Source organism: Microcystis sp. M109S1, from assembly GCF_020247025.1.
GTDB lineage: Bacteria > Cyanobacteriota > Cyanobacteriia > Cyanobacteriales > Microcystaceae > Microcystis.
Genome location: NZ_JADBRW010000331.1, coordinates 1 through 6,691 on the forward strand (window position 1 = coordinate 1; position 6,691 = coordinate 6,691).

4 protein-coding genes are annotated in these 6,691 nt (G+C 42.2%); all 4 read left to right on the forward strand.

Translation table 11 applies throughout. The features are described from left to right. Positions 1-329: 329 nt before the first annotated feature. The 4 genes from modA to IM322_RS16785 all read left to right on the forward strand — a co-directional run bounded on the left by modA (position 330) and on the right by IM322_RS16785 (position 6,329). A complete protein-coding gene (gene modA / locus IM322_RS16770; RefSeq protein ID WP_287674353.1) occupies positions 330-1,127 on the forward strand; it encodes a molybdate ABC transporter substrate-binding protein in 798 nt (265 codons plus the stop codon). A 158-nt stretch (positions 1,128-1,285) separates the two neighbouring features. Then, a complete protein-coding gene (gene modB / locus IM322_RS16775; RefSeq protein ID WP_287674355.1) occupies positions 1,286-3,124 on the forward strand; it encodes a molybdate ABC transporter permease subunit in 1,839 nt (612 codons plus the stop codon). Between the two features lie 118 nt (positions 3,125-3,242). Further along, the gene (locus tag IM322_RS16780) at positions 3,243-3,695 is read left to right on the forward strand and encodes a hypothetical protein (protein WP_287674356.1); all 453 of its coding nucleotides are present in this window, start codon (positions 3,243-3,245) and stop codon (positions 3,693-3,695) included. A 306-nt stretch (positions 3,696-4,001) separates the two neighbouring features. Next, a complete protein-coding gene (locus IM322_RS16785) occupies positions 4,002-6,329 on the forward strand; it encodes a GUN4 domain-containing protein (RefSeq protein ID WP_287674358.1) in 2,328 nt (775 codons plus the stop codon). The last annotated feature ends 362 nt before the right edge of the window (positions 6,330-6,691 follow it).

Consider the following 6,691-nt stretch of genomic DNA (forward strand, 5'->3'; position numbering starts at 1 on the left):
GTGATCAGTTATCAGTTATCAGTAAACAGTAAACAGTAAACAGTAAACAGTAAACAGTGACCAATAATTAGGGTTTGCTGAATAAATCTAAAAACCTTATCCAACAAGGTTTTTAGACTTTTTTTCCCTCAAAAAGTGCCGCCCCTTGGAGTGATTGGGGTTAAAATTCAGTGACTTTTTCCCTGAAAATTATGTAATTGACCACCTGAAAATGGGTAAAACCCCACACCCCACACCCCACACCCCCACCCCCCACCCCCCCACCCCCAACCCCCCCCGAAAAACTTTTTCAGCAGACCCTAAATATCGATCGCTTGCTATCAATCTTGATGAAAAGACGATATTTTCGGGCTTTTATCGGCTCAATTGCCCTTAGTTGCTTATTATCTCTAGGCATAAACCTTTTTTCATCTACTATCACCACCGCGCAAACCCAGACAATTCTAGTTTCTGCCGCCGCTAGTCTCAAAGATGCCCTAGAAGAAATCAAGCCGGGGTTTGAAAAAGCCCATGGCAACATTAAAGTTAACTATAACTTTGGTGCGTCGGGGGCTTTGCAACAGCAAATTACACAAGGTGCGCCGGCCGATGTTTTCCTCTCGGCCGCGACTAAGCAAATGGACGCTTTAGCAAAAGCTGGTTTGATCGATACAAGTACCAGAAGAAAACTGCTCACTAATCGCCTAGTTTTAATCGTTCCCAAGAATTACACCCTAAAAATTAGCGATTTTCGTTCCCTGACTAACAGTAATGTCAAAAGAATTGCCGTGGGTGAACCGCGCAGCGTTCCCGTCGGTCAGTACAGCGAAGAAGTTCTGAAAAATCTCGGCATTTTAGAGCAAATAAGACCAAAACTGGTCTTTGCTAACTCTGTCCGTAATGTTCTCGCCGCCGTAGAGACTGGTAACGCCGATGCTGGCATTGTTTACATCACCGATGCCAAAATTTCCGACCGGATAAAAGTAGTGGCTACGGCTGCCAATAATCTCCATTCTCCGATTATTTACCCGATAGCTGTGATAAAAGCTAGTAAAAACCCGCAAGCTGCCAAGACTTTCGCCCAATATCTCACCAGGACAGCCGCTAAAAACATTTTTGAAAAATTCGGCTTCGGAATAGCCAGATAATTTAGGGGAAGTGGGGAAGTGGGGAAGTGGGGAAGTGGGGAAGTGGGGAAGTGGGGAATTTCAACTAAAACCCGAAAACCCCAACACCCCAACACCCCAACACCCCCGCAACGCGCACGCAGTGACCACCCCAATACCCAACCCCTGACCCCTGAAAAATGCCAGACTTTTCCCCCCTATGGATATCCCTGAAAACCGCCACCATTGCCCTGATAATCATCTTTTTTCTCGGTATTGCCGCCGCTTATTGGATGTTGGGCTATCGCGGACGGTGGAAATCCCTAATCGAGGGAGTTTTCATCGCGCCCTTAATCTTGCCCCCGACGGTGCTAGGCTTCATTTTACTGCTCCTATTCGGCAAAAACGGACTATTAGGACAGTTATTAGACTTATTTAATTTTCGCATCGTTTTTACTTGGTATGCCGCCGTTATCACCGCGACGGTGGTAGCTTTTCCCCTGATGTACAAAACCACCCTCGGCGCTTTTGAACAGGTGGATGCCAATCTTTTACAGGTTGCCCGCACTTTAGGGGCATCGGAAGGGAAAATATTCTGGCGCGTACTTTTGCCCCTCTCCTTCCCCGGAGTATTAGCAGGATTAACCCTAGCTTTTGCCCGCGCTTTGGGGGAATTTGGGGCGACTTTGATGTTAGCGGGTAATATTCCGGGGCAAACTCAAACTATCCCGATGGCGATTTTCTTCGCTGTGGAAGCAGGAGCGATGACCGAGGCTTGGATATGGGTGTTTATCATCATATTAATCTCCCTATCGGGAATTATCGCCGTTAATCTCTGGCAAAGTCAACGCAAACAGCAATTAGGACGACCGGGAGAAAGCAAACCTAACGAGATGGAAGACTGGCTGCAACCCTGGGAGGGTCGCGATTTTGCCCTTTTAGAAGCTGAAAATCCCCATTATAGAGATAAAATAGGCTTATTTGTCGATATAGAGAAATATTTACCTGGTTTTAACCTATCGGTAACTTTTAACTGCCAAAATCAGCCCCTAGGACTATTAGGAGCTTCGGGGTCGGGAAAAAGCCTGGTTTTGCGATCGCTGACTGGTGTGGAAACGCCCTCAAGGGGTCGTATTGTCTTAAATGGGCGCATTCTCTTCGATTCCGAAAAGAGAATTAATCTGCCCAGTCGTCAGCGTCGTATCGGTTTTGTGGTGCAGAATTATGCCCTTTTTCCCCATCTCACCGTGGCAGAAAATATCGCTTTTGGTCTCTCGCAAAAGTTACCCACAAAAATTATCCGTCAGCAGATTGCCAACCAATTAGAATTAGTGCAGTTACCCGGCATGGAAAACCGTTATCCCCATCAATTATCGGGGGGACAACAGCAACGGGTCGCCATCGCTCGCGCTTTAGCTAGTCGTCCGGAAGCTTTATTATTAGATGAGCCTTTTTCTGCCCTTGATACCCATCTACGCGCTCAATTAGAACGTCAGATGATCAAAACTTTAAGTAATTACGATGGCGTGACAATTTTTGTTACCCATAATATGGATGAAGCTTATCGAATATGCGAGAATTTATTAGTTATGGAAAAAGGGCGGGCAATTGCTAATAATTCTAAACAGAAAATTTTTGACCGACCAGATAGCGTTAGTTTGGCAAAAATTACGGGCTGTAAGAATTTTTCCCGTGCTGTAATCATTAATAATCAACAATTGGAAGCCATTGATTGGGATGTTAAATTACACACTATTTCCAGGATTCCCGACTATTTAGCTCATACGGGAATTCGCGCCCATCAAATTATTTTTGGTCGAGATTTAAGCGATATTAATACTTTTCCCTGTTGGTTAGCTAATGCCATTGAAGGACCCCATCGGGTGACTCTCTATCTGAAACTTAATCAACCCTCCAACCACGACCGTGATTTTCAGATACAAGCAGAGTTATATAAGGATAAATGGTTAGAAATTAAGGAGCAAGCTTTGCCTTGGACTGTTACTTTATCTCCCCAGCGTTTATTATTATTAAAGTAATGGGTTAATTTTTATCAAGTGCTGACAGATATAGAGCTTCTAAAATCCAAGACCATCCCGTTAAATACCCGCTCGTGTCATTAGTTAGTGAAAAAGTTTTATCTGGAGTTATAAAATCATGACTGAAAAGGAATCTTGTGATTGGATAATGCGAGTGGATTTACACTTACCCACTCCTGATGAAATGCCGGATGAAATGTTAGAAATAGCAGCAGCGATTGCGTGGGTTAATTACCGAGTGGAGGGGCCAGGTTGTCTGTGGCTGATGGTCAATTCTTGCTGTGAACCTAAATTCATGTATCTACCAGATATCAAGTTAAGGCGAATTGCCGAAAGAGCGCATCCAGATGTAGATATTTACGATCCAATTAACGAACTCCTGCTGTTAGTTAGTCCCAATTGGGAAATATTTCCGGGGGAATTAGTGGGAGATAATGAAACACATTTTTACTACCGAATTAACGTCAAAGAACGAGTAGGAAAATCCTGTGAAGATTGCTGGGAGGTTTGGGGAGAAAAGTTGGGAGAAGTTGGTCGAGAAGGAATGGTAAAAGTAGTGGAAGATGTCTAAAGTGTCGATTGAGTAATTGATTGCTCACCACAGAGACCCAGAGGACACAGAGTTTTTTGAGTAATTTTTCTGATTAATGAATTAGTGTTATATTGGTTCTGAGTACGAGGGAAGCATTCCGATAGAAAATCTCCGGTTTCAGGAATGGGTTATTGTCCGAATGCTTCGCCCCTACTCAAAAATTTATTATATCTTCCGAAAAAAGCGATATTGATTTATTAATTGGTTTTTGAAAAATGGTATAAGCCAATAACACCACTCCAAAGGGGTCTAGTATAATTAGAAGAGGTTGATCAAAGGGGATTTATGGACGATAAAACCGCAAAGCCGGAAGAATCCGAATCTGAAGAGAAAAAAGAATCAGATTTTGACCAGGAAAAGGAACAGGCTCAAGTTTGGACGGGAAAAATCACTGCTTTTGTTGCCCATCAACTCCGAACCTCCGCTCCTTCCCTTCCAATTATCGGGGGTAGCATTACAGGCATCTTAACTTGGCTTAGTCAACATGACACGGTTAAGGCGATTATTGTCGGGGGAGTCACCTTTATCGTCACGGGCTTTTTTACCTACGGATCAGCCTGGAGTAAAGCGTTTTTAGAAGTAGCAAGAACCAAAGGTAAAGATCACGGTAAAGGTTCGGCTTTAAGCTTTTTTGTTTGGCTAGACAAAGGACTGGAAAAAATACGTTGGCAATTAGCTAATCCTGACGGGAAATATTTAATTAAATTACGGGATTCAGATTGTCGTTATGATGATATTGAAGGGATTGAAGATGTAATCTTCGGTTTTTCTACCCCGGAACTGGAAGAAATTTTTATTAATTTGGATCTGAGTCAATTAGAACTGCCCTCAGAAGAAGAATCTAAAGGTACGGGGGATGATATTTGGGATTTATTGCGACGGGCTAAAAAGAGGACAAATTTACGGTTGTTAATTCTGGCTCCTGGTGGACGAGGAAAAACGACTTTATTGCGTCATTTAGCCTATAACTACGCTCTAAAACAACCGAAACAAAATGCACCTGTTTTAATTCCTGTCTTTTTACGTTTACGGAGATGGCAGGAAGTGATTACCACCACAGAAGGATTGGATTTACCAACCTTAATTGAGCGACATCTAAAACAAGATATTTCTCAAGAATTAGATTTACCTCAGAACTGGGCAAAAAATCATTTAACCCATCAGCGAATGTTAGTGATGTTTGATGGTTTTGATGAAGTTAAACCCGAATATGCCGATAAAGTCAGTCAATGGATTGGCAAACAGTGGCATAATTTTCCCAAAAACTATTTTATTTTAACCTCTCGTCCCAAAGGCTATCAAGCGTTTAGCTCTGAGCATAAACCTCGGCAAAAAGTGTTTATTAATGAATTTACCGATAAAAATATTCAGTATTTTGTGTATAAATGGTATTTCTGGCAAGAGCAGGAAACCAGAGTTAGCAGAAGTTTAAAAGCTAAACAAGAAGCTGCCGACAATAAAGCAAAGGATTTAATTAATCAGTTATTTGCTCTCGATGATTCCGGGGAAAGTTCTACTCTATTAGCCTTGGCGAGAAATCCCTTAAATCTGAATATGATAGTACAGTTACATCGGGCAAACTTTGGATCGGGACAAAAATTACCTCAGCAACGAGTGGATTTATTTCGCCGAATTTTTGATCTGCAATTGATCACTCGCCCTCAAGCTAGGGGCACTGATATGATTTTAGATAATAATGAGGAAAATCATCGTCAACGGGTATTGCAACAGTTAGCCCTAACAATGGGAAATACAACCACCATTGAATATTCAGAATTACTGAGTTCTATACAAAATTTTATTCAGGAATTGGGTTATCCTGAAAGCACTTCGGCTAAGGATTTTGTAGAGCGGTTAATTCATGTGAGTGAGTTAATTTTGAAAAAAGATGAATACTATGAGTTTGCCCATAATCTTTTTCAGTCCTATTTAATCGCTTTGGAAGTTAAACGGTTAAAGCAAGAAAATTTACTCTGGGAAAATTGGGAGCAAAATCTCTGGTACGAGGCTTGCATTATGTATGCTACTTTATTGACTAATCCGACGGATTTTATTGCCTATTTTTATAATCAAGATAATCCTAAAGCTCAGGGATTAGCGGAGCGATGTTATCGAGAATTACCTGTTAAAAAACGTCGAGGTTTAGAACAACAACGACAGACTTCTCTCTTTACTCAACTAGAAACTTTTCTGAAAAATGGCCAATGGCGCGAAGCCGATGAGGAAACAGCACGGTTAATGTTGTTAATTGCTAAAAGAGAAGATGAAGGCTGGCTAGATGAAGAAAGCATTAACAACTTTCCCTGTGAAGAGTTACGCACCATTGACAAGCTCTGGGTAGATAATAGCGGCGGCAAATTTGGCTTTTCTGTGCAGCAACAAGTCTGGCTGGATTGCGGTGGTGTCCCAGGGGAATACGATTATGAGGTGTATAAAAAATTCGCTGACGAGGTGGGTTGGCGCAGGGGCGGAAACTGGTTGAGCTACAATGATCTAACTTTTTTATTAGATGTCAGTCAACACGCACACCTACCCTTGAAGAAGGATGAAGAGGGGTTTGTGAGGTGGTATATCACTTTTCTCGCGCAGAGACTTGTAACCTGTAATATATAGCGTTTCCTGTTCACAAGAGGTACATTATCGATCCTAAAAAGCTTAATCAGCAAAGGTTCAAGTGTAACTCACAGATGCGAGAACCGCTATATAACAGACTTATAGAACCTATTTGGTATCTCTCTTGTGACGCTTCACGGGTAAGAATTACAGGTATTTTGGCTAATTCGCTCTAATCCATACTGGGTAAGGATTTTGGGAAAGATACCAAATGGACTCTATTTGACATCCTCACCGCCGTAAACGGACGGTGATTCCCAAACCTCACGATTTAGGTTTCTGCTTCTTTCCCTTGCGGGGTTTCGCACCTGCCTTAACAGATTTACTCTGTTCTGGTCTTATGGTCGCTCTACAGACTGACA